This window comes from Vibrio paucivorans, from assembly GCF_054053395.1.
The window spans coordinates 600,878-623,534 of the sequence record NZ_CM133230.1 but is presented as its reverse complement, the minus strand read 5'-3'; the positions used below and the strand labels follow the sequence as shown (position 1 = coordinate 623,534).

Annotated in this window: 18 protein-coding genes; 8 read left to right on the top strand and 10 right to left on the bottom strand. The window is 45.1% G+C overall.

All coding sequences use genetic code 11. The annotated features are described in order from the left end of the window. Positions 1-48: 48 nt before the first annotated feature. Positions 49-1,998, bottom strand: coding sequence for a murein transglycosylase (gene sltY / locus ACXABW_RS02985; RefSeq protein ID WP_457523934.1), 1,950 nt, complete (start codon positions 1,996-1,998; stop codon positions 49-51). Between the two features lie 260 nt (positions 1,999-2,258). Here sltY and ettA point away from each other — a divergent pair, with 260 nt between their 5' ends. The 3 genes from ettA to ACXABW_RS02970 all read left to right on the top strand — a co-directional run bounded on the left by ettA (position 2,259) and on the right by ACXABW_RS02970 (position 5,528). Next, a complete protein-coding gene (ettA, locus tag ACXABW_RS02980; protein WP_457523932.1) occupies positions 2,259-3,926 on the top strand; it encodes an energy-dependent translational throttle protein EttA in 1,668 nt (555 codons plus the stop codon). Positions 3,927-4,126: 200 nt separating this feature from the next. Then, entirely contained in the window at positions 4,127-4,501 is a 375-nt protein-coding gene (locus ACXABW_RS02975; RefSeq protein ID WP_252030775.1) for a PilZ domain-containing protein, read from the top strand. Between the two features lie 10 nt (positions 4,502-4,511). Next, positions 4,512-5,528: a M23 family metallopeptidase gene (locus ACXABW_RS02970; protein WP_457523931.1), complete on the top strand. Its 1,017-nt coding sequence runs from the start codon at positions 4,512-4,514 to the stop codon at positions 5,526-5,528. A gap of 65 nt (positions 5,529-5,593) precedes the next feature. On the opposite strand, the gene tyrA is transcribed toward ACXABW_RS02970, so the two are convergent. Continuing rightward, positions 5,594-6,721, bottom strand: coding sequence for a bifunctional chorismate mutase/prephenate dehydrogenase (gene tyrA, locus ACXABW_RS02965; protein ID WP_457523930.1), 1,128 nt, complete (start codon positions 6,719-6,721; stop codon positions 5,594-5,596). A 13-nt stretch (positions 6,722-6,734) separates the two neighbouring features. Further along, positions 6,735-7,808 (bottom strand): 3-deoxy-7-phosphoheptulonate synthase, encoded by a 1,074-nt coding sequence (locus ACXABW_RS02960; RefSeq protein WP_252029630.1) that lies wholly within the window; start codon positions 7,806-7,808, stop codon positions 6,735-6,737. A gap of 265 nt (positions 7,809-8,073) precedes the next feature. On the opposite strand from ACXABW_RS02960, the gene ACXABW_RS02955 reads away from it, so the two are divergent. Together ACXABW_RS02955 and btsR are read left to right on the top strand one after the other, a co-directional pair. Then, positions 8,074-9,759 (top strand): sensor histidine kinase, encoded by a 1,686-nt coding sequence (locus ACXABW_RS02955; protein WP_252029629.1) that lies wholly within the window; start codon positions 8,074-8,076, stop codon positions 9,757-9,759. A gap of 9 nt (positions 9,760-9,768) precedes the next feature. Continuing rightward, a complete protein-coding gene (gene btsR, locus ACXABW_RS02950) occupies positions 9,769-10,488 on the top strand; it encodes a two-component system response regulator BtsR (RefSeq protein ID WP_252029627.1) in 720 nt (239 codons plus the stop codon). Between the two features lie 47 nt (positions 10,489-10,535). Here btsR and nagZ read toward each other — a convergent pair whose 3' ends face one another. Further along, complete coding sequence (gene nagZ / locus ACXABW_RS02945; RefSeq protein ID WP_457523929.1) at positions 10,536-11,525, bottom strand: beta-N-acetylhexosaminidase; 990 nt, start codon at positions 11,523-11,525, stop codon at positions 10,536-10,538. 97 nt (positions 11,526-11,622) lie between these two features. Between nagZ and ACXABW_RS02940 the strand changes: the two genes are divergently transcribed. Further along, positions 11,623-12,768 carry an anhydro-N-acetylmuramic acid kinase gene (locus ACXABW_RS02940; RefSeq protein WP_457524937.1) on the top strand — a complete coding sequence of 382 codons (1,146 nt, stop codon included), beginning with the start codon at positions 11,623-11,625 and terminating at the stop codon, positions 12,766-12,768. A gap of 55 nt (positions 12,769-12,823) precedes the next feature. After that, positions 12,824-13,753 carry an N-acetylmuramic acid 6-phosphate etherase gene (murQ, locus tag ACXABW_RS02935; protein ID WP_457523927.1) on the top strand — a complete coding sequence of 310 codons (930 nt, stop codon included), beginning with the start codon at positions 12,824-12,826 and terminating at the stop codon, positions 13,751-13,753. Positions 13,754-13,819: 66 nt separating this feature from the next. Here the strand turns inward: murQ and ACXABW_RS02930 are convergent, their stop codons facing one another. Next, complete coding sequence (locus ACXABW_RS02930) at positions 13,820-14,164, bottom strand: DUF2799 domain-containing protein (protein WP_265688411.1); 345 nt, start codon at positions 14,162-14,164, stop codon at positions 13,820-13,822. 574 nt (positions 14,165-14,738) lie between these two features. Here ACXABW_RS02930 and ACXABW_RS02925 point away from each other — a divergent pair. Continuing rightward, positions 14,739-16,223, top strand: coding sequence for a carbon starvation CstA family protein (locus ACXABW_RS02925; protein ID WP_457523926.1), 1,485 nt, complete (start codon positions 14,739-14,741; stop codon positions 16,221-16,223). A gap of 184 nt (positions 16,224-16,407) precedes the next feature. Here ACXABW_RS02925 and ispH read toward each other — a convergent pair whose 3' ends face one another. The 5 genes from ispH to ribF all read right to left on the bottom strand — a co-directional run bounded on the left by ispH (position 16,408) and on the right by ribF (position 22,632). Then, on the bottom strand, positions 16,408-17,370 hold the full coding sequence (ispH, locus tag ACXABW_RS02920) for a 4-hydroxy-3-methylbut-2-enyl diphosphate reductase (RefSeq protein WP_457523924.1): 963 nt from the start codon (positions 17,368-17,370) through the stop codon (positions 16,408-16,410). 23 nt (positions 17,371-17,393) lie between these two features. Beyond that, the gene (gene fkpB, locus ACXABW_RS02915; RefSeq protein WP_457523923.1) at positions 17,394-17,825 is read right to left on the bottom strand and encodes an FKBP-type peptidyl-prolyl cis-trans isomerase; all 432 of its coding nucleotides are present in this window, start codon (positions 17,823-17,825) and stop codon (positions 17,394-17,396) included. A gap of 373 nt (positions 17,826-18,198) precedes the next feature. Beyond that, positions 18,199-18,702 carry a signal peptidase II gene (gene lspA, locus ACXABW_RS02910; RefSeq protein WP_252029615.1) on the bottom strand — a complete coding sequence of 168 codons (504 nt, stop codon included), beginning with the start codon at positions 18,700-18,702 and terminating at the stop codon, positions 18,199-18,201. Positions 18,703-18,803: 101 nt separating this feature from the next. Beyond that, on the bottom strand, positions 18,804-21,632 hold the full coding sequence (gene ileS / locus ACXABW_RS02905) for an isoleucine--tRNA ligase (protein WP_457523921.1): 2,829 nt from the start codon (positions 21,630-21,632) through the stop codon (positions 18,804-18,806). A 55-nt stretch (positions 21,633-21,687) separates the two neighbouring features. Further along, a complete protein-coding gene (gene ribF / locus ACXABW_RS02900) occupies positions 21,688-22,632 on the bottom strand; it encodes a bifunctional riboflavin kinase/FAD synthetase (RefSeq protein ID WP_457523920.1) in 945 nt (314 codons plus the stop codon). Between the last annotated feature and the right edge of the window lie 25 nt (positions 22,633-22,657).

Here is a 22,657-nt window from a genome sequence, read left to right as displayed (position 1 = left end):
ATTTAACAATGCGTGGATCTATTGTAGTTTTTTCACACTTCAATGGAATCAATATTTTTCTTTGATTTCATGCTCATTAAGAAATGCGTCATCCACACCCATTAAATCGCGATAGTACGTTTCAAACATCAAAATATTTTGCACATAGCCGCGCGTTTCATTGAAGGGAATACTTTCAATAAACGCATAAGCGTCCAATTTTTCATCTGTGCGAGATCGCCATTGCTTCACCCGATGAGGGCCAGCATTGTATGCCGCCAAAGCAAAAATACGATTGTTGTCGTATTGCTCCAGCAAACCATTCAAATAATGACTGCCGATTTCAATGTTTTTGCCCACTTCATATAAATCTTCCACACCGTTATAAGAGAGCTTGTACTTTTGAGCCGTGTACTTCGCCGTGCGAGGCATGATCTGCATGATTCCTCGAGCCCCTACAGGAGAGCGAGCTTCAATATCCATAGCGCTTTCTTGTCGCGCCAACGACATTAAAGTGATTGGGTCGATATCATGTTTTTCACCGTAGAAGTTAAACCACCACTGGTGTGCAATTGGGAAGCGTAGTTGCGTATTATCCCAAAGTTTTGCGGAAATCGATGCTGTAACGGTTAAATGGTGCCAACCTCGGTCTGCCGCATAGGCAGCCAGCATCTCTTTTTCATTCACATTAGTATGACTTAGCAGCCAACGCCACTCGCTTTTCGCCGCAGCAATTTTATCGACATCAATCAATTCTTGAATACGAACCAATGCTTGTGAATACGGTGCGACCACTTTCTTGTCTAACACCAAAGAGCTGGTTGGGTAATTAATGGATTGCTGCACCGCTGAAGCGGCCGCCACGCTATAGAAATTGCGCTGTCCAACAAGTTCGTTCAAGCGTGTTTTTCCCTTCACCGTATCACCTAGCGCTATCTCACTACGTCCTAGCCAATACTGCCAACGAAGTGATTGCTGTTGAGACTTAGGTAATAGCTCAATCCAGTTCACGATACCTTGCCAATCCGATTGCTGTATCGCTAGGCGAATTCGACGCTCTTTTAACCCTTCATTCGCGGTCGTTTTTATCGCTCCATCACGCCAGCTGGCAAGCTTATCGGATTTTGTATTGATCAAGCGAAATGCAATATAGTCCGCAAGCACTTGCTTTTCTTTCTGCGGGTATTTCTGGCTTTTCACCACGCTATCAAACGCTTGTTGTGCCAGTTCAGCTTCTTTACGAGCTAACTTTCTCATCGCAGCGGTGGTTTGAGCTCGGCTAAACTCCGTCACAGGTGCTTTTTTAGCAAATGTAGCGACAGACTCAGGCCCGCTATAGAGTGCCTTCATCGCCTTGGAGGTTTTCTGAGCTTCAGAGCTATCCAACTGCTTATGAAGATAATTCATCAAGCTACCGTTTCGCTCTTTAAAGGCTAGCAGCATTCTCTCTAACACCAACTCATCGCTTTTCAGGCCCGCTTTATCCCAAGCTGAAAATAGTGGGTCACAAGCATCAGCAATGCTGCTCCCTGTTAACCACAGCTTTTCTGCGCCAGTAAATGCAGCCTCTTTGTCACCAGTTTGGTATAGCGCATTAAAATAATGACACTGGTAGGTTTGCCCCTTTGGTAGGGTTTGCTGAAATTCAACTAGAGTCTTCCAATCTTCCCGCTTGGCGAGCGCATCGATATAAGGGGCGCGAATTCGGTTTGAAAAAGGAAAGCTTTGGTGGGATTCAATAAATGCATCTACTTGTTGTGGCGTTTGCTGATCAATTTCGACCAGAAAAGTCCGATAATCCACATACGGAGTTAGAGGATAATCAGCGATCTTGTCTCTGAGTTTTCGATACTCATCCACCTGTTTATTATCTAAAAGTTTCTGCGCCTGATCGTAAATTGCGCGCTGCTCTTGCAAGTGTGAAACCGAGCTAGCGAAGGCGGTGCCGCAGATCAGGGTACTTAATGTAGCCACTGACCGAAGAATGCGATGCGACGGAAATAAATTCAATTGCGCCATGGGCTCTCATCCTGTTGAGATGGGTGAATGGATAATCCTAATTACGCTAATTCTAGCTATAAATGTAAAGTGCCTAGTTGTAAATAATAATAAATTCATAAAACTGCGACATACGCACTCTGATGCTTATTTTGTAAACACCACATCCATATCTAGAAACGGTTAATCGTTCGACAAAAGGCCATTAGCTAGTAACAAAAGGACTCTGATTGGTATAAAATAACAGCCTTATGTAAATTAATGATTAGGAACGATCGGCAATGGCTGAATACGTATATACCATGTCGCGGGTGAGCAAAGTTGTGCCACCTAAGCGTCAAATTCTAAAAGACATCTCTCTAAGCTTTTTCCCTGGTGCCAAAATTGGTGTTTTAGGTCTTAATGGTGCAGGTAAATCTACCCTGCTACGTATTATGGCTGGCATTGATACTGATATTGATGGTGAAGCGCGTCCACAACCTGGTTTAAATGTTGGCTACCTTCCACAGGAACCAGTATTGGATGAATCAAAAACTGTACGTGAAATCGTTGAAGAAGCGGTTGCCGATGTTGCCGGCGCATTAACTCGCTTGGATGAAGTGTATGCTGCTTATGCTGAAGAAGGTGCCGACTTTGACGCACTGGCTAAAGAGCAAGGTGAGCTTGAAGCCTTAATTCAAGCGAAAGATGGTCACAACCTAGAAAACGCTCTTGAGCGCGCTGCAGACGCACTACGTCTTCCAGAATGGGACGCAAAGATTCAACACCTATCTGGTGGTGAGCGCCGTCGTGTTGCGATTTGTCGTCTTCTACTTGAAAAGCCAGACATGCTGCTGCTCGACGAACCAACCAACCACTTGGACGCAGAATCGGTGGGCTGGCTTGAACGCTTCCTTGTCGATTATAACGGTACTGTTGTGGCAATCACGCACGACCGCTACTTCTTAGACAACGCTGCAGGCTGGATTCTAGAGCTTGACCGTGGTGAAGGTATTCCATGGGAAGGTAACTACACGTCTTGGCTAGAGCAAAAAGATGCACGTCTACAACAAGAAGCATCGCAAGAAGCAGCTCGTCAAAAGACGATTGAAAAAGAGCTTGAGTGGGTTCGTCAAAACCCTAAAGGTCGTCAATCTAAATCGAAAGCACGTATGGCTCGTTTTGAAGAATTACAAAGCGGTGATCGCCAGAAGCGTAACGAAACCAACGAACTATTCATTCCGCCAGGTGAACGCCTAGGTGATAAAGTTCTTGAAGTTAGCAACCTTACTAAGTCATTTGATGGCCGCGTTCTGATTGATGACCTATCGTTCAGCATGCCTAAAGGTGCGATTGTCGGTATTATCGGTGCCAACGGTGCTGGTAAATCAACGCTATTCAAAATGCTTAGCGGCACAGAGCCGCCAGACTCAGGTACGATTGATTTAGGTGAAACCGTTAAACTGGCTTCTGTGGATCAGTTCCGTGATGCAATGGATGACACCAAAACGGTATACCAAGAGATTTCTGAAGGCGCTGACATCATCAAGATCAACAATTTCGAAATCCCAGCGCGTGCCTACTGTTCTCGCTTTAACTTCAAAGGCTCAGATCAGCAGAAGATCATTGGCGAGCTATCTGGTGGTGAACGTAACCGTGTGCACCTTGCTAAGCTGCTTAAAGCTGGCGGTAACGTACTGTTACTCGATGAGCCAACTAACGACCTTGACGTAGAAACGCTACGTGCTTTAGAAGAGGCGTTACTTGAATTCCCTGGCTGTGCAATGGTTATCTCGCACGACCGTTGGTTCCTAGACCGTATCGCGACACACATCCTAGACTACCGTGATGAAGGTCAGGTGAACTTCTACGAAGGCAACTATACTGAATACAGTGAGTGGCTAAAACAGACTCTAGGCGCACAAGCGGCTGAGCCTCACCGTATCAAGTACAAGCGAATCACTAAGTAATATCGCTTGAAAATTATCCAAAGGCCGCTAAGATTAGCGGCCTTTGTTGTTTACGGTCTATACAATGCGCCTTCACTGTCATCAAGTATGAGAGTGAATTCAGAGCTACAACACGTTGATGTCACTTTAGCTTTGCTATGATGAATATTCGCTCTTAACCAGAGCGGAGACTGAATCAAGCTAATAGATGAGATATGACTATGGTAGAAAGACGTCGCTTTTCGCGCATTATTTATCAAGCTCCGGCTTCAATTGAGCAGGGCAATACGGTGGTTAATGCCAGCATTCAAGACCTATCCCTGCACGGCTTGTTACTCAGCGTCGATTCCGATGGTGAAGTGCTTGATACGGATACAACGGCAAATATTCAGTTTTCGCTTCCCGACAGTGATGTCGTTATTCAATTAGTCGCGCGACTACTTAGCAACAAAAACAATGTGATTCATGCCAGCATTGATCATATTGATATTGAAAGTATTGGACACTTGAGGCGGTTGGTAGAACTTAATGTAGGTGACGATAGCCTGTTACACAGAGAGCTAGAGCACTTATCAGATTTGGGTGAACACACCTAACAAGCTTTATATGTCGCAAAAAATCACGATTTCTGTTCCCACTCACAATGGGGAACAGCTTTTCTTTGTCGGAAAAAAAACACTCATATCTTCTTTACTACTCTGCATTACTGCTGTTTCCGCTACAACAGGTTATTTGGTAATGCAATTGAAGCAGCAAACCCAACTGCAAACTCAAATCGTCCATGCAATGGCGCAATTGGAACAATCAGAGCAAGAACGCACGCAAATCGAAGCGCTATCCAACGAACAAGTGGACACCATTCATTCTCTATCGCAAGAACTTGAACAAAAGCGCGATCAAATCCAAATCTTAGGTAAACGAGTATTTGATGTAGAGTCAGTACTGGGGTTAGCTAATGATGAATTACTGCTCGAAGGCTCAAACTTAGAAGAAAGGATTGATGCAGCCGCGATAGATTCCGCAGTACGAGCGACGATGTTTCGCTTGATCCCGAATGCTTCTCCGGTTGAATACCAACGCATTTCTTCTTCCTATGGCAGACGCACTAACCCAATAACAGGCAGACGCCATACTCATACTGGTATCGATCTGACATGTAAGCCAGGTCAACCTGTTATCGCCCCTGCAGACGGCGTGATAGAAACCGTACGTCCAAGCTCAAAAGGGTTTGGCAACTTCCTCACTGTACGTCACTCATTTGGCTTTATGACATCTTACGCCCATTTAACGAACTTCAAAGTACGTGGCGGACAATTTGTGTCGAAGGGAGATGTGATAGCAACTTGCGGCAATTCAGGTAACTCGACAGGCCCGCACCTGCACTATGAAGTCCGTTTTGTAGGACATTCTCTAAACCCTCAGTACACGATGGATTGGACGCCAGAAAATTTTGACTACTTGTTCGAGAAAGAAAATAAAGTTAAATGGGCCCCGTTGGTTAAGCTCATCGATGATGTAGTGCGCCTACAAGTTAACCTAACCAATAACCCTTATGTTGACCACTCGATTGATACCGTAAGTAACGAAATTAGCGCAGAAGTGTCCACGGCCACTGTAAACTAGCCAACAAAAAAAGAGCTGCACACTGCAGCTCTTTTTTGTTTTTCTGGCCAAGATACACGTTGTGATTAGCCACGATGAATGGCGTCGTTGGCCTGCTTAAGCAAGTTTTGACTCTCATTCATAAACTGCTGTGAGTACTCACCGAACCAATGACTCACTTGGTTGAAGCTCTCAACAAACGCTTGTTTGTCCTGCCCCTCCAAAATACGCAGAGCATCGCCAAAACAAGTGTGGAAACGCTTAATCATGTCGATATTCTCTTGGGAAGAAAGAATAATATCGCCATACAGGTTTGGATCTTGCCCAAACAGACGTCCTACCATAGCCAGCTCCAGACGGTAAATTGGAGAGCTAAGTTGAAGGAGCTTATCGATATTAGGGTTCTCTTTACTAAGGTGTAGGCCGTATGCAAATGAAGTAAAGTGGCGAAGCGCCTGAATCAGAGTCATACCGTGATCGTGCTCAGCGGCATCGATTTCACACAAACTCGCTCCCCAAATAGAGAACTGCTCAAGCAGCCATTGATAGCTTTCTTCGCCGCGGCCATTACAGTACACAATCACCTGCTTAGCTAAACTTGCTACGTCTGGACCGAACATTGGGTGCAACCCAACAACTGGGCCAGAGTGAGCTTCAAGCATGGCATTGAGCGGTTTAGATTTAATTGAGGTTAAGTCACATAGAATACAGTCTTCTGGCAACTGACCTAGCTTTTCAATCACACCTTGAGTTAAGTGAATAGGCACAGTGACAACCACTAAACCTGCACCTTCTAGGATTTCATCAGCGCGGTCCCAGTCTTGGCTCCCCAGTACTTTTACTTGATAGCCAGAAAGCGTAAACATTCGGCCAAACAAGCCACCTAACTGGCCATTACCACCTACGACCACAACAGAGCGCAGTTCTGGATTTAAGCACTTAAAGCCTGAGTCTTTTTCACTGGCATACGATTCACGCATCGTACGACGAAGAATATCTTCAATCAGTTGAGGCGGAACGCCGATACGCTCTGCTTCAGCACGACGAGAAGCAAGCATGGCAGCTTCACGATCTGGCGCATAAATCGGTAAGCCGTGTTCACTTTTCACTTCTCCGACTTTTTCAACTAAAGACAATCGCTCAGACAGTAAATTGAGGATCTGTTTATCTACTGCATCAATTTGATCGCGCAATTCGTTCAACTCAACGGCCATGCTTTTTCCTTTCTTATCCTTTTAGGCGGTTTTCTAAAAACGGCACTAGCTCTTCGTGTGCATGACGTAATAGTGCCTCAGTTGAATCCCAATTGATACACGCATCGGTAATTGAAACGCCGTATTCCATGTCTGAAAGCGCTAGGTCTGAAGATTGATTACCTTCATTAATGTGGCTTTCAATCATCAAGCCAATAATCGATTTATTGCCTTCGCGAATTTGGTGAATCACATCTTCCGCCACCAACGGCTGACGACGGTAGTCTTTACGTGAGTTCGCATGGCTACAATCCACCATTAACGAAGCGTCTAGGTCAGATTTTGCCATTTCCTGCTCACACTCGGTAACCGAAACAGAATCGTAATTAGTCTGTTTACCACCACGAAGAATGACATGACCATTTGGGTTACCTTGCGTAGTGAGAAGCGCGACTTGCCCTTCTCGGTTAATTCCCATGAAACGGTGGCTTGAAGAAGCAGCCTGCATCGCGTTAATTGCCGTTGCTAAACTGCCGTCAGTTCCGTTCTTAAAGCCGATCGGCATAGACAAACCACTTGCCATCTCACGGTGAGTTTGCGATTCAGTGGTACGAGCACCAATCGCTGCCCAGCTGAATGTATCTGCTAAGTATTGTGGACTAATTGGGTCCAACGCTTCAGTCGCTAGTGGGATCTCCATTTCAGCAAGCTCTACCAGAAGCTGACGGCCAACATGAAGACCGTGCTCAATATCGAATGTCCCATCCAAATGTGGATCGTTGATTAGGCCTTTCCAGCCTACCGTGGTACGAGGCTTTTCAAAGTACACACGCATCACGATGTACAGTTGATCATTAAGTACTGCAGACAAAGCTTTCAAGCGCTTAGCGTAATCTTTTGCTGCGTCAATATCGTGAATTGAACAAGGGCCACAAACCACCAATAGACGATGATCTTTCTTATGGATGATATTAGCGATGGTTTCACGTGATTCCTGAATAAAGCGTCGTGCTTTATCGCTCAAAGGTAGCTTAGCCTTTAGCTCCTCTGGGGTAATCAGTACCTGTTCATCACTAATATTAATATTACTCAGTTCACTCTTTTGCATAACGACACCTGTATTTAATTCTTTACACCAGTAAGTAATAACTCATCTCACCAGCCAATGATCAACAAAATAACAGCCACAGAACATTTTGCAAGTGTAAATATTTAAAAACATTTAATGTAAAAATAAATTTACACTTACTATAACAAGTCACTAATTTAAAAAACCTTAACTCAGCCGTGTTTTATTATGACTTTCTTCTCTAAAATTACCTTATCTAGGCAATATAATTTCGGCCTTTCATGAGATAAATACGGAAGCGACTATGGATCTCGTTCTCTCTCTGCTGCAACAAATGTGTGTTTACCTTGTACTCGCATATATGTTGAGTAAGACCCCTATTTTTCTGCCGCTATTAAGCATCTCCAACCGTCTGAGTCACAAAGTCAGTATTTACGTAATGTTCTCGCTGTTTTGTATCATGGGTACCTATTTTGGTTTGCAGATCAATGATGCCATTGCAAATACACGGGCAATTGGAGCCGTGATGGGCGGCCTATTTGGTGGCCCTGTTATCGGCACTCTGGTGGGATTAACTGGCGGCTTACACAGATACTCACTGGGTGGTTTTACTGACTTGGCTTGTGCGATCTCGACCACCGCAGAGGGGCTAATCGGTGGTCTACTTCATATCTACTTAATACGCCGCGGTAAAACCAGCCAGCTTTTCAACCCAAGCGTGGTGTTCTCGATAACACTCGTGGCAGAAATCGCCCAAATGGTCATCATTTTGATTGTCGCTAAACCATTTGATCAAGCGTACGCACTTGTCTCAGACATTGCGGCTCCAATGATCATTGCCAACTCTGTGGGCGCGGCCTTGTTTATGAGTATTCTACAAGACAGAAAAACTATCTTCGAAGAATACTCAGCAACCTTCTCACGCCGAGCATTAAACATTGCAGAGCGTTCTGTCGGCATCTTGGCCTCTGGCTTCAATAGTCAAAACGCAGAAAAAATTGCTCGAATTGTCTATGAAGAAACCAATGTAGGTGCAGTGTCTATCACTGATGACAATAAGATATTAGCCTTTGTCGGAATTGGGGACGATCACCATAAACCCGACACACCCATTTCTTCTCAAAGTACCTTAGATGCCATTCATAAGAACGACATCATTTATCTCGACGGCAAAGAAACACCGTATCAGTGCTCCATTTCATCCGACTGTAAACTTGGTTCTGCTCTGATCATTCCATTGAGGGCTGGGGATAGAGTTATCGGTACGATTAAGCTGTATGAGCCGAAAAGAAAACTGTTCTCGACCATCAATATGTCGATGGCGGAAGGGATTGCTCAACTCCTGTCTAGCCAAATCCTCTATGGTGACTATCAACAGAAGCAAATCTTACTGTCGCAAGCTGAAATCAAGCTGTTACATGCTCAGGTCAATCCACACTTCTTATTTAATGCGCTTAATACCATCAGCGCAGTGATTCGTCGCGACCCAGATAAGGCAAGAGAACTGATCCAGCATCTCTCCCATTTTTTCCGTAGTAACCTTAAAAAGGATATTGAAACCGTTACACTTCGTGAAGAGTTAGCGCACGTTAACGCCTACCTCACCATCGAAAAAGCCCGTTTCACAGACCGATTAGACATCGACATCAATATCGATGACTCGCTTCTTGAACGAAATCTGCCAAGCTTTACTTTGCAGCCATTAGTAGAGAATGCGATTAAGCACGGCACTTCCCAGTTACTCGAAAATGGTCGAGTAAGGATATACAACCAGCCTACATTGCAAGGCGGTCATCGCATTGTAGTAGAAGACAATGCTGGCAACTACCAAACCCCGCAGATCGATCATGCAGGGCTTGGGATGCAAATTGTTGATAAGCGTCTCACCAACAAATTTGGCCGTGACGCAGCGCTAAAAATTGACGTGGAACAGAACCAATACACACGAATGAGCTTTATCATTCCGCCGCTATCACATGGACAACAGTAAGGTAGTTACATGCTTTCAGCTCTGGTTATTGATGACGAATTATTTGCTCGAGAAGAACTTTCAGAGCTACTTGAAGAAACAGGGAAAGTCACGGTTATAGATACTGCAAGTAATGCCATCGAAGGGCTGAAGAAAATCAACCAGCTTAAACCTGACGTGGTATTCCTTGATATCCAGATGCCACAAATCACCGGCATTGAACTACTGGGTATGCTCGACCCAGATACGATGCCTAATGTGGTATTTGTAACGGCTTACGATCAATATGCAATTCAAGCCTTTGAAGATAATGCCTTTGATTATTTGCTGAAGCCCGTTGATACGCACCGCCTAAATAAAACCATTAAGCGCCTTATCAAAAGTGGACAAGAAAGCAGCGTCGACGTTAGTCCTATCGCCCCTCAAACTTTAGATCAGGTTCCGTGTATCGGTCACAACCGGATCATGATCATTCCGTCAACTGATGTTGAATGCGCGTATACCGACATAAGCGGTGTAACCATTTTGACTCACGACCAAAAAGCCACCAGCCAACTGACATTAAAGGTGTTAGAAGAGAAAACACCGTTGGTGCGCTGCCACCGTCAGTACTTAGTGAACATCAAAGCGATAAAAGAAATTAAGCTGCTAGAGAATGGGTTGGCAGAAATAGTCACGGTCAGCGATCATCCCGTTCCGGTCAGCAGGCGCTACCTTAAAACACTCAAAGAGATGTTAGGATTCCACTAATCAAAAGAGCCACTGTAATAAGTGGCTCTTGGTTATTTCGGAGGTGCTTAACCTTGTTCTTGCATTCTAAGCAGCGCGTTCGAGGCGTCTTTCCATTGCTGTGAAGATTTAAGATCAGCCAAAGAGAAAGACTGTTTTTTCAGTAGTGCATCCGCTTTCGGTACTTCTAATACTGGCAGGTTATCGAGCACTTCGACCTGTGCATCGCGCTTGTTGCACACAAGCAACATATCACACCCTGCAACTAATGCTTGATGAGAGCGCTCAGCTGGCCCGCCCATGATAGCCGCCCCTTCCATCGTTAAGTCATCCGAGAAAACTAAGCCATCGAAACCAAGCTGTTGACGTAATACACGCTTCAACCAATATTCAGAACCACTTGCTGGCTCCTGATCGTAATGTGGAAAAATAACGTGAGCCGGCATCATGGCATCTAAGACACCAGATTCGATTTGCGCTTTAAACACAGACATATCCGTTTCAAATATGTCATCTCGTTCATCGTAAGGCGTTTCTAAGTGAGAGTCGGCAATAACTCCCCCATGGCCTGGGAAGTGCTTACCCGTTGTCGCCATACCCACCGACTTCATGCCGTGCATAAATGCAGTACTGTGCCTGACAATAGTACCAATATCTTCACCAAATGAACGGTTTCCAATTGCCTTGCACTGATGTCCTTTGTCCAGTACCGGCGCAAAGCTCAAATCAATATCGTGCGCCACTAACTCTGCTGCCATTAGCCACCCGCCCTGGTTTGCGAGCTGCTCACCGTTGTTTTGTTTAGCGTACAGCTCGGCTGCAGGGATCAACGAGAAGCCATCACGAAAGCGTTGAACTCGCCCTCCTTCTTGATCCACACCAATCAAAATTGGACGCTTGGCCGCTTTACGAACCTCTTTATTAAGCGCAAGTAACTGCTCACTGTCGTGGTAGTTCCGAGCAAATAGGATCAAGCCACCAACCGTCGGATGCTCTAGTATTTCTCTGTCTTCCGCGGTTAACTCATAACCTTCAACATCCACCCATAACGGTCCCATGATTTCTCCTACACTCATAATTCGCTAAGTTACCGAGATTATTCGCTTTAAAATTGCATTACAATGGTTTTCAAGTGGAATATGAATGAGATTACAGATGGAATCGCGAGAACTGTATATTGGTGTGATGTCTGGCACCAGTTTGGATGGAATCGACACGGTATTAACCGAAATCAGCGACGGCAAAGTCACCTTGTTGGCTTCAAATGACTTCACTATTCCAGAAACACTGAAACAACGGGTATTAAATGTCTGCCTTGGACAGGACACAAACCTCGTTGCGGTAGGGCAACTCGATCATGACCTTGGCCACCTTTACGCCGATGCTATTTTAGAGCTACTCAAAAAGTCTGGCTATCAAGCGCAGCAAATTACCGCTATTGGCAACCACGGCCAAACTGTTTACCACCAGCCGAATGGCCCATCACCATTTACCATGCAACTCGGGGATGCCAACATTATCGCGACGCGTACCGGTATCACCACCATCGCGGATTTCAGGCGTAAAGACATGGCTCTTGGTGGCCAAGGAGCGCCGTTGGTTCCTGCATTCCATCAGTCGTTATTCCAGTCACAGCACTCTAGTGTTGTGGTACTCAACATTGGTGGTATCGCCAATATTTCTGTACTTAGGCCAAACCAAAAAGTCATTGGCTACGACACAGGTCCAGGTAATATGTTGATGGATGCTTGGTGCCAAAAACACACTGGCCGGAAATACGATGCTGACGCCACCTTTGCCAAGCAAGGCCAATTAATAACACCGCTACTCGAACGCTTGCTTCAAGAAGATTACCTCTCTCAACAACCACCTAAAAGTACAGGAAGAGAGCTATTCAATTTGCCATGGCTTGAAAATATTCTGACTTCTTTGAGCGATACTCCCGAACTAAGCCATGATGTTAATGCCACAGCCGAAAATGTTCAGCGTACGCTATGTGAGTTCACTGCTTTGACCATTGCTAACGACGTCGAACGTTATAGTGTAGGCGCTAAACCTGAACTCTTTATTTGTGGCGGCGGAGTTCATAACCCGCTACTCATAGAAAGACTGAACGCACTGTTGCCTAGATGGCGCGTAGACTCCACTACCAATCAAGGTATCGACAGTGACAATATGGAGGCAATGGCCTTTGCTTGGCTCGCTCATCAACGTATTCATAACTTACCAAGCAATCTGCCAGAGGTGACTGGTGCTAAGCAACTGGCGTCACTCGGCGTATTGTATTTAGCCGATAGTTAGCTTGATCACCAGCTCATTTTGTCGAGAAGTTTTAACCCGTTAAATAAGGTTCATTATGACCAACGATGCTCTTATCGCAGCGCTTTCTCACTTGGTTTCAGAGGGGCGAAACCCTGAAACCATGGACATCGATCTGTTACCTGCTGTTGAAATCGTTAAACGTATCAACCAGCAAGATAAACTCGTCCCACTCGCGGTCGAAAAGGAAATCCCCAATATCGCCAAGGCCGTAGACATCATTACCGCTGCATTTAGACATGGTGGCCGTTTGGTTTATATGGGAGCTGGTACTAGTGGGCGCCTCGGTGTGCTTGATGCCTCTGAGTGCCCGCCAACCTTTGGTGTTTCCGACAAAATGGTGCTTGGACTCATTGCCGGTGGACCTGAAGCCATTTTAAAAGCAAAAGAAGGCGCTGAAGATTCCAAGGCCCTTGGAATCGAAGATTTAGAGAAGATTCACTTTAGCAGTAAAGATGTCGTGGTCGGTATTGCTGCAAGTGGGCGAACGCCTTACGTGATCGGTGCTCTAGAGTACGCAAAAAAAATTGGTGCACAAACTGTCGCGCTGTCTTGTAACCCAGACTCACCTATCGCCGATATCGCTCACATCGCTATCAGCCCGGTGGTTGGCCCTGAAGCTTTGACCGGTTCAACTCGATTAAAATCTGGTACGGCGCAAAAGCTGGTGCTCAATATGCTGACAACCGCAAGCATGATTCGATTAGGCAAGAGCTATCAAAATTTGATGGTCGACGTAAAAGCGACCAACGAAAAGCTGGTTGCCCGAGCGACTCGAATAGTTATGCAAGCAACAGATTGTGAGAAATCCCTAGCAGCAGAGACTTTGGATGCTACCAACTACGATGTAAAACTGGCGATCTTAATGATCTTGACCGATCTGGATATCGACACCGCTCGCCAGCAATTGAATCATCAGCAGGGTTTCTTACGTAAGGCCGTGGAAGAGCACCATTCTGACGACTAAATTGTCACTTATCTAAACATCCACCAGGAGAGCACTCATTGACCATCACTGAGTGCTCTTTTTCACTTAGTTGCTGTATTCGTTCCAACCACGCTGCCATTCCATTCGGAACTGCTGCGCGTCTTCCATCCCTTCACACACGCCCTCGTATGGCTGTCCAGATAGACCAATCATGTAGGCATGGTTTGGATTACAATATTCAGCCACACCCTCTAAGTAACCTTCATCGTATTCCGCCATCACCACACTACCCAACTTAGAAAGCTGAGAAAAAGAGCGCTCAGTATGGCCTCTAATACCATCTTGATAACCAATTTGGCGCCAATCTCCTTCTTGCGCTAAGTCTTCCTGAGAAGTGGATACGCAACCAGCCAACATCATCAATACCGATGCCATTATTATGTTTTTCATGCTTTTCCTTTTTATTCGAAGGCCTATTTCCTTGATATCAATAGTACATCATGTCATTAGGGTCTGTTGATCTTTCGCGGTTAATATTTGTTCGAGATAAAATCGTTTTAGGCGAGGCGAAGACTGTGTAGCCTAGTCATTCTAAGCAAATAGTCTTCAACGAAGCATAAAACGATTTTAGCCGAACCCTTCGGGCAGCCTTTGTGGTTCATTTCTACTGCGTTATCGGCTTCTCATGTAGGCTAGCTACACATCAAAGCCTCTGCCTTGTATCAATTTCCCACAAAGTGCTGCAAAAATCAGCTCGAAAGATCAACAGACCCTAGCTATGATCGCGAACCGATAAGCTAAATTTTAGGGTTGGACCGTTTATCATCGATAAACACCAGTTACCCATCAACAACACCACTTAAACTCTAATCACACCACTCAGTAATTCCTCAAACCACTCACTATTGATAAAAACCACTAAAACGCCAATACGACCACTCAACACAAAAGCGGGTGTTTCTCGCCAGTCGTTTAAATAGTATTCACCCTGAGCTTATAAGAATTTACCCAAAGGATAATTGCTATGATGTGGTTCCTCACCTGTGTCGCGGCCTTAATTGGCGGATACTTTATTTACGGCGCTTTTGTCGAAAAAGTATTTGGCATCAACGAAAAACGTCAAACACCAGCGCATACCAAAGCGGATGGTGTTGATTACGTTCCAATGTCGACTAAAAAAGTCTACCTAGTACAACTACTCAACATCGCAGGTGTTGGTCCAATCTTCGGTCCAATCATGGGTGCTCTATACGGCCCTGCAGCAATGCTGTGGATCGTTATCGGTTGTATTTTCGCAGGTGCAGTTCACGACTACTTCTCAGGCATGTTATCTGTTCGCAACGGTGGTGCATCTGTACCGACCATTACAGGACGTTACTTAGGCAAAGGCGCTAAACACTTTATGAACATTTTTGCCATTGTCCTATTGCTACTTGTAGGTGTGGTATTCGTAAGTGCGCCAGCTGGCATGATCACTAACCTTATCAACGACCAAACTGATATGACAGTAACAATGGGTACTATGGTTGCTATCATCTTTGGTTACTACATCATCGCGACTATCGTTCCGGTTGATAAGATCATTGGTCGCTTCTACCCACTATTCGGCGCACTGCTTATCTTTATGTCGGTTGGCCTAATCACTGCTGTAGCATTCTCTAGCGAGCACTCAGTGATGGGTAACTACCAAATGAGCGACATGTTCACTAATATGAACCCGAACGACCTGCCGCTATGGCCTGCGCTATTCATCACAATCGCTTGTGGTGCTATCTCTGGTTTCCATGCGACTCAGTCACCTCTGATGGCGCGTTGTATGGAAAACGAGAAGAATGGCCGCTTTGTATTCTACGGAGCAATGATTGGTGAAGGCGTTATCGCTCTTATCTGGTGTGCTATTGCACTGTCTTTCTTCGGCTCAATTGAACTACTACAAGAAGCAGTATCTAACGGCGGTCCAGGTAATGTCGTATACAGCTCATCATTTGGTCTTCTAGGTGTATTTGGTGGCATCATTGCTTTCCTAGGTGTGGTTATTCTACCAATCACTTCTGGTGATACAGCATTCCGCTCTAGCCGTCTAATCCTTGCTGAATACTTCAACATGGAACAGAAAACACTGCGTAACCGCTTAATGATGGCAATCCCACTGTTTGTTATTGGTGGCATCCTAACTCAAGTAGACTTCGGTGTTATCTGGCGCTACTTCGGCTTCGCTAACCAAACAACAGCAGTGATGATGTTATGGACAGCGTCTGCGTACCTACTACGTCACGACAAGCTACACTGGATTACTACCGTTCCAGCAATGTTTATGACTACTGTTGTTGTCACCTTTATCCTAAACAACAGTACTCTAGGCTTCGGTCTGCCGATGAACATTTCAACTATTGCTGGCATCATCTTCACTTTAGGCGTAACTGCTCTGGTAATTAAGCACTCTAAAGGAAAAGGCGAACTAGACCTTGATGATGAAGAGCAACCAAAAGCAGTGACTGAAACTGCTTAATCAATACATCTTTGCTTGCTAATAAAAAGCCAGTCTGAATAGACTGGCTTTTTTATTTCATATAAAACGAAGAGCAGACAAACATAACCGAGCGTTTCGCACCTAACGCATACTCTGCACCGTGTATTTTTCGGTGATGTCAAAAAGCCCACCAATTAGTGGGCTTTTGCGCGAATTGATATCGTTAGTCGACTTGCTTAACCTGCAACTCTTTAGGTACTTCGAAGAACATGTTTTCCTCTCGGCCAACAACGTTTTCAACAGAAGTTGCACCAAGCTCTTGAATGCGGCCCAGTATCTGATCGACTAATTCTTCCGGTGCAGATGCGCCAGCTGTCACACCCACATTTACTTTGCCTTCAAACCATTCCGGCTTGATGTCTTCTGGGCAGTCCGTCAGATAACTAGGCGTACCTAGTTTTTCTGCCAGCTCTTTCAAGCGAGTGGAGTTAGAAGAGTTTTTGGACCCAACTACCACAACTACATCCACGTCACTGGCTAACTCACGTACCGCATCTTGGCGATTCTGTGTCGCGTAGCAAATGTCATCTTTACGAGGGCCTTGGATATCAGGGAAAACTCGGCGCAGTTCATCAATCACATCCGCAGTTTCATCCACTGAAAGCGTCGTTTGGCTAACATAATGTAAGTGTGAAGGATCTTTTACTTTGGCCTTCAGCAACTCAACATCTGCAGGCGTTTCCACCAAGTACATCCCGCCTTGCTCACTCGCATATTGCCCCATAGTACCTTCGACTTCAGGGTGGCCTGCGTGACCGATCAGGACTACTTCCATGTGCTTACGGCTTGCTCGTGCCACTTCCATATGGACTTTGGTTACCAATGGGCAAGTAGCGTCAAATACTGTAAGTTCTCGCTCTTTCGCTTCTTTACGAACCGCTTGCGAAACACCATGAGCAGAGAAAATCACGATATTGTCATCAGGAACTTCACTTAACTCTTCAACAAAAATCGCACCACGCTGTTTTAGCCCTTCGACAACAAAACGGTTATGAACCACTTCATGTCTGACATAGATTGGTGGTTGATACATTTCTAACGCGCGCTCTACGATACTGATGGCGCGATCAACACCTGCACAGAAGCCACGTGGGTTGGCTAAAAGGATCTTCATTGCATTGCTCATGGTTTATGTTCTTTATGGGTTCGCTATTCTACTGACAAAATCTCAACTTCAAAAGTCACATCTTGCCCTGCTAAAGGATGATTGAAGTCTACCGTCACTGAGTCACCCGCGATTTCAGTAATAATACCTGGGATTTCCATTCCATCTCGACCAGAAAAAGCCATGATGGTGCCAACTTCCACTTCAGCATCACCGACAAACTTAGCTCTGTCCATGTGGTGAACATTGTCTGGGTTTGGCATACCAAATGCGTCTTCCGCTTTTAGCTCAATGGCCTTGTTGTCACCCGAACTTAAGCCTAATAAGCATTGTTCGAAGTTCTCACTCAAGCTACCGTCTCCAATGACTAATTTCGCTGGCTTACCCATATTATGAGTACTATCAGCAACGGAACCATCTTTAAGTTTGATGGTGAAATGCAGCGTTACTGCAGAGTCTTGGGCTATTGTCGTCACGTTACCGCTTCCTTGTTATTAGGGTCTGTTGATCTTTCGTGATTAAATTTTGTTCGAGATAAAATCGTTTTAGGCGAGGCGAAGACTATGTAGCCTAGTCATTCTAAGCAAATAGTCTTCAACGAAGCATAAAACAATTTTAACCGAACCCTTCGGGCAGCCTTTGTGGTTCATTTCTACTGCGTTATCGGCTTCTCATGTAGGCTAGCTACACATCAAAGCCTCTGCCTTGTATAAATCTCCCACAAAGTGCTGCAAAAATCAGCTCGAAAGTTCAACAGACCCTAGTATTTATTAATGTTGCTGTGTTCTTATATTAGAAAGCGCCGCCTGAATCAACAGACAGCGCTTAAGGTTATTTGCTTTAAATCGTTTAGGCTTGGCTTTCTTGTTTAGAGCGGAAGCTATCTAGAATGATCATTGCTGCCCCCGTGACTATCGCCATATCAGCTAAGTTAAACGCAGGCCAGTGATAGGTTCCCCAGTAAAAATCTAAGTAATCAACCACATAACCGTGAACTACACGATCAAACACATTACCAACTGCACCACCAATGATCATGGCGTAAGCAATATTATTCCACTTCTCTTGCGCCGGAAGCTTGCTCATCCAGTAAGTCAACATACCAGTCACAGCAAACGCGATACCAGTAAACAACCAACGTTGCCAGCCAGCCTGATCACTCAAAAAACTGAATGCAGCTCCATAGTTATGAACATAAAGAAAATTAAAGAACGGTAGAACTTCAATGCGATTCGCCCAACCGTAACCCATGTTATCCATCACGAATAATTTAATACCGATATCCGCTATGAAGATAACTAGTGCAAGCCAGAGCCAACGTACACCTGATTGTTTTAATGGAATATTTGACATCTTATCCCCTAAAAATGAGCCCTAAAAATGGCTGATAAAAATAACCCCAGTAGATACTGGGGCTATAGAATTGCTAAAAAGTTCAGTTGCTATTTTGCCAATTACGCAAATTTACGAACTTCGCCTTCACCATCTACGTTAGATACACAGCGACCACAGATTTTCTCGTGACCAGAAATCGTGCCTACGTCTGGTGTGTGGTGCCAACAACGGTCACACTTCTCGGCTTCAGTTGCTTTCACTTCAACAAACAGACCTTCAACATCAGTTGCTTGTGCTGCATCAGATTTCTCGCTTAGAGGCTTCACTGTTGCTGCCGACGTTAGAAGAACGAAACGCAGTTCATCTTCTAGCTTGTTAATTTTCGCTGCTAGTGCATCTTCAGCGTATAGCGTCACTTCCGCTTGTAGTGAGCCACCGATGGTTTTCTCTTTACGAGCGTCTTCTAGAAGTTTGTTTACGCCACCACGAACCGCTTGGATTTCAGTCCAGAACTCGTTGTTTAGCTCTTCACCTTCCGCTAGACCGAATAGACCTTCGAACCACTCACCGGTGAAGACAAACTTCTCACGCTCGCCTGGCATTTCGTTCCAGATTTCATCTGCAGTGAACGACATGATTGGTGCCATCCAACGAACTAGAGCTTCTACGATGTAGTAAAGCGCAGTCTGACAGCTACGTTGAGCGTGGCCACCCAACTTCGCAGTGTATTGACGGTCTTTGATTACATCTAGGTAGAATGAACCCATTTCGATTGAACAGAACTGCATTAGACGCTGAGTCACACCGTGCGTGTTGTACTCTTCGTAAGCTTTAACAATCTCTTCTTGCGCAGCCAGTGCACGACCAACAGCCCAACGGTCTAAAGCAACCATCTCTTCTGCAGGAACAATATCTGTTGCTGGGTTAAAGCCACTTAGGTTCGCTAGGAAAAAACGCGCCGTGTTACGGATACGACGGTACGCATCAGCAGAGCGTTTTAGGATTTCATCAGAAACCGCAACTTCACCCGTGTAGTCAGTAGATGCAACCCATAGACGTAGAATATCTGCACCCAGCTTATTCGTTACATCTTTTGGAGCAACAACGTTACCGATAGATTTAGACATTTTACGGCCGTGACCATCAACCACAAAACCGTGTGTTAGTACTTGCTTGTATGGCGCTTCATCTTTCATCGCAATTGATGAAATTAGAGAAGACTGGAACCAGCCACGGTGTTGGTCTGAACCTTCAAGATATAGGTCAGCGCTTGCACCGTTGTATTCTTCACGAGCATCAACTACAGAGTAGTGAGTCACACCTGAATCAAACCATACGTCTAGCGTATCTAGTACTTTTTCGTACTTATCTGCTTCTTCACCTAGTAGATCAGAGATTTCTAGATCCCACCAAGCTTGAATGCCTTTTTCTTCTACTAGTTTTGCAACTTGCTCAACCAGTTCAATCGTATTCGGGTGAAGCTCGGCAGTTTCTTTGTGAACAAACAGAGCAATTGGCACACCCCAAGTACGTTGACGAGAGATACACCACTCAGGGCGACCTTCAATCATACCTTCAATGCGGCTTTGACCCCATTCAGGCATCCACTCAACACCTTTAATTGACTCTAGTGCTTTTGCACGTAGGCCAGCTTGGTCCATAGAAACGAACCACTGTGGTGTAGCACGGAAGATGATTGGCGTTTTGTGTCTCCAACAATGTGGGTAGCTGTGCTCATAAGCATGGTGGTGTAGTAGCGCGCCTTTCTCTTTTAGCGTTTCTACTACGGCATCATTTGCTTTAAATACGTGCTGACCGGCAAATAGCTCAGTGTCAGGTAGGTAAACACCGTTAGAACCTACTGGGTTCGCAACTTCTAGGTTGTACTTATTACCAACAGCAAAGTCTTCTTGACCGTGGCCAGGTGCTGTGTGAACAACACCAGTACCAGATTCCGTTGTTACGTGATCGCCAAGGATCGCAGGAACGGTAAAGTCGTAGAATGGGTGTTGGAATTGAGAAAGCTCAAGGTCGGCACCTTTAGCAAAACCAAGGTTATGGAAGTGCTCGATACCCGCGCGATCCATGACATCTTTCGCTAGTTCAGACGCAACGATGATACGTTCTTTCGTTTCGCCTTCTACTTGGATAAGTACGTACTCTAGATCATCACGTAGACATACTGCGCGGTTTGCAGGCAGTGTCCATGGTGTTGTCGTCCAGATAACGATAGAAATGTCGCCTTCACCTTCATGGCCTTCGTTTAGATCAAACTTAGACAGAAGTGCAGCTTCGTCTGCTGTTTTAAAACGAACATCAATAGAAGGAGATACTTTGTCTTTGTACTCTACTTCCGCTTCAGCAAGCGCGCTGCCACAATCAGTACACCAGTGAACAGGTTTGAAACCTTTCAGTAGGTGGCCGTTGTCTGCAATCTTACCAAGTGCGCGGATGATGTTTGCTTCTGTAGCAAAGTCCATAGTGCGGTAAGGCTTGTCCCACTCACCCATGATACCTAGACGTTTGAAGCTCTCTTTTTGACCTTCAACTTGACCAGCCGCGTACTTACGACACTCTTCACGGAACTCAGCCGCAGAGATTTTTTGGCCTGGTTTGCCTTTCTTCTTTTCTACCATTAGTTCAATAGGTAGACCGTGACAGTCCCAACCAGGAATGTACGGTGCATCAAAACCAGAAAGTGTTTTGGATTTAATAATAATGTCTTTAAGAATCTTGTTTAGTGCGTGACCAATGTGAATGTCACCATTCGCATATGGAGGGCCATCATGTAGAACGAAAGATTTTTTGCCTTTCTTCGCTTCACGGATTGCGCCGTAAAGGTCTTCTTTATACCAACGCTTAAGCATTTCTGGCTCACGATTTGCCAGATTGCCACGCATCGGAAACCCTGTTTCAGGAAGGTTCAGGGTATCTTTATACTCACTCATCGATTCTTAATTCCGTTGTGTTGGGTGACAGTTAGACATTATGCCAAGCAGCGAACTAAACCGCTTGGACTTTACGCTGCTGCAGCCACACCCTTGCTGCCTCAGCATCCAATTCTATTTGTTGCTTGAGTAAATCAAATGACTCAAACTTTTGCTCATCTCGGAGCTTATGTAAAAGTACCACTTCTAACTGTTTGCCGTACAAATTGGCTTGAAAGTCAAATAAGTGCACTTCGAGTTGTTGGCGAACACCGTTTACTGTTGGTCTCTGACCAATATTAGCAACACCACCGACAGGCTCATCTCCCAAGCCTAATGCTTGAACAACATATACGCCGGACACTGGCGAAACGCAACGCTTCAGCGGAATATTCGCCGTTGGGAAACCAATGGTCCTGCCTAGCTTACGACCATGGGAAACACGGCCACTGATGCTGTAGTTTCTACCCAGCATAGTCTTAGTATTAGCTAAATCATCACTGGCTAGAGAGCGGCGAATAGCGGTACTGCTCACTCTTGCTTGCTCAAAGCAAAAGCTTTGCGTACTCACTACTTCAAATCCGTACTTCTCTCCTGCTTCTTTCAGCATAGAGAAATCACCAGTGCGGCCTTTGCCAAAGCAGAAGTCGTCACCAACGACTAAAAACTTAACACCCAACTTAGCCACCAACAAGTCACTAATGAACTCCTCGGCAGATAAGTTTGCAAAATAGGCGTTAAAGTTTACGCATAACAACCGATCAAGGTTTAGTTTTCCTAATTGAACAAACTTGTCTCTCAACCGAGTCAATCGAGCTGGCGCTTTCTCTTTCGCAAACAGCTCTAATGGCTGAGGCTCGAACGTCATCACAACAGAAGGCAAGTTCAAAACACTTGCTTGCTCAGACACTTGCTTAAGGACTTGCTGATGCCCAAGATGGACGCCATCAAAGTTTCCTATGGTGAGCACACAACCTTGATGTTGTGGCTTAATATTGTGAATGCCGCGGATCAATTCCATTGGAATATACTAAAAACCTATCTTT

Bases quoted from the DNA above. Each gene is read 5' to 3' on its own strand.
- sltY (WP_457523934.1), bottom strand. From the start codon at position 1,998: ATGGCGCAATTGAATTTATTTCCGTCGCATCGCATTCTTCGGTCAGTG.
- ettA (WP_457523932.1), top strand. From the start codon at position 2,259: ATGGCTGAATACGTATATACCATGTCGCGGGTGAGCAAAGTTGTGCCA.
- ACXABW_RS02975 (WP_252030775.1), top strand. From the start codon at position 4,127: ATGGTAGAAAGACGTCGCTTTTCGCGCATTATTTATCAAGCTCCGGCT.
- ACXABW_RS02970 (WP_457523931.1), top strand. From the start codon at position 4,512: ATGTCGCAAAAAATCACGATTTCTGTTCCCACTCACAATGGGGAACAG.
- tyrA (WP_457523930.1), bottom strand. From the start codon at position 6,721: ATGGCCGTTGAGTTGAACGAATTGCGCGATCAAATTGATGCAGTAGAT.
- ACXABW_RS02960 (WP_252029630.1), bottom strand. From the start codon at position 7,808: ATGCAAAAGAGTGAACTGAGTAATATTAATATTAGTGATGAACAGGTA.
- ACXABW_RS02955 (WP_252029629.1), top strand. From the start codon at position 8,074: ATGGATCTCGTTCTCTCTCTGCTGCAACAAATGTGTGTTTACCTTGTA.
- btsR (WP_252029627.1), top strand. From the start codon at position 9,769: ATGCTTTCAGCTCTGGTTATTGATGACGAATTATTTGCTCGAGAAGAA.
- nagZ (WP_457523929.1), bottom strand. From the start codon at position 11,525: ATGGGACCGTTATGGGTGGATGTTGAAGGTTATGAGTTAACCGCGGAA.
- ACXABW_RS02940 (WP_457524937.1), top strand. From the start codon at position 11,623: ATGGAATCGCGAGAACTGTATATTGGTGTGATGTCTGGCACCAGTTTG.
- murQ (WP_457523927.1), top strand. From the start codon at position 12,824: ATGACCAACGATGCTCTTATCGCAGCGCTTTCTCACTTGGTTTCAGAG.
- ACXABW_RS02930 (WP_265688411.1), bottom strand. From the start codon at position 14,164: ATGAAAAACATAATAATGGCATCGGTATTGATGATGTTGGCTGGTTGC.
- ACXABW_RS02925 (WP_457523926.1), top strand. From the start codon at position 14,739: ATGATGTGGTTCCTCACCTGTGTCGCGGCCTTAATTGGCGGATACTTT.
- ispH (WP_457523924.1), bottom strand. From the start codon at position 17,370: ATGAGCAATGCAATGAAGATCCTTTTAGCCAACCCACGTGGCTTCTGT.
- lspA (WP_252029615.1), bottom strand. From the start codon at position 18,702: ATGTCAAATATTCCATTAAAACAATCAGGTGTACGTTGGCTCTGGCTT.
- ileS (WP_457523921.1), bottom strand. From the start codon at position 21,632: ATGAGTGAGTATAAAGATACCCTGAACCTTCCTGAAACAGGGTTTCCG.
- ribF (WP_457523920.1), bottom strand. From the start codon at position 22,632: ATGGAATTGATCCGCGGCATTCACAATATTAAGCCACAACATCAAGGT.